At 67.9% G+C, this 1,105-nt stretch carries 1 protein-coding gene; it reads left to right on the top strand.

Going from position 1 to position 1,105, the window contains the following annotated elements; all coding sequences use genetic code 11:
• Positions 1-120: 120 nt before the first annotated feature.
• The coding region (locus tag Asi02nite_RS41250) for an IS481 family transposase (RefSeq protein WP_203719481.1) at positions 121-1,105 on the top strand (985 nt) is incomplete at its 3' end.

Raw genomic sequence — 1,105 nt, 5'->3', positions numbered from 1 at the left:
TGTGCTGTCCAGGGAGGTTGGTCAAGGTTGTGTGACGAGACGATCTAAGTCTTGAACGGGTGAGGCCTCCGGTCGTGAAGTGGAGCTGTCGAAGAACCGCTTCACATGACTGGAGGCCTCGTGGCCCACGCTAACGCAGCCCTGACCCCGAAAGCACGCCTCAAACTCGCCCGTCTGGTCGTCGATGACGGCTGGACGGTCTCAGCCGCAGCCCGCCGGTACGACGTCTCCTACCGCACCGCGAAACGGTGGGTGGACCGCTACCTGCAGATGGGTGCCGCCGGTATGCAGGACCGGTCCAGTCGCCCACACCGCATCCCGAACCGGACCAGCCGCCCCCAGGTCCGCAAGATCGTGTACCTGCGGTGGCGGCACCGCCTCGGCCCAGTCGCGATCGCGGCCCGTCTGTCCATGCCCGCCTCGACCGTGCACGCCGTGCTCGTCCGGGCCCGGATCAACCGCCTATCCCACATCGACCGGCGCACCGGCGAACCCATCCGCCGCTACGAACACGACACCCCGGGCGCCCTGATCCACGTCGACGTCAAGAAACTCGGCAACATCCCCGACGGCGGCGGCTGGCGTTACGTCGGACGCGCCCAAGGCAAGCGACACCGCGCCGCCACCGCCGGCAAACCCCGCAGCGCCTACCGCAACCCGAAAATGGGCACCGCGCACGTCCACACCGTCATCGACGACCACTCCCGAGTCGCCTACGCCGAAATCCACAACGACGAGACCGCCGTAACCGCCGCCGCGGTCCTGACCCGCGCGGTGGCCTGGTTCGCCGCCCGCGGGGTCCGCGTCCACCGGGTCCTGTCTGACAACGGCTCGGCCTACCGATCCCGTCTCTGGCACCAAACCTGCGCCGAGCTCGGTGTCACGGTCAAGAAGACCCGCCCCTACCGACCGCAAACCAACGGCAAGATCGAGCGGTTCCACCGCACCCTCAACGCCTGGGCCATCGACCGGTTCTACCCCACCGAACGCCACCGCCGCGCAGCCCTACCCCGATGGCTGCACTTCTACAATCACCACCGACCCCACACCGCGATCGGCGGCCAACCACCCATCACCCGCCTAACCAACCTGGTTGGGCAGCACA

The organism is Asanoa siamensis (assembly GCF_016862555.1).
In the GTDB taxonomy this organism is placed as follows: Bacteria; Actinomycetota; Actinomycetes; order Mycobacteriales; family Micromonosporaceae; genus Asanoa; species Asanoa siamensis.
This window is presented reverse-complemented; position numbering and strand designations above follow the sequence as displayed.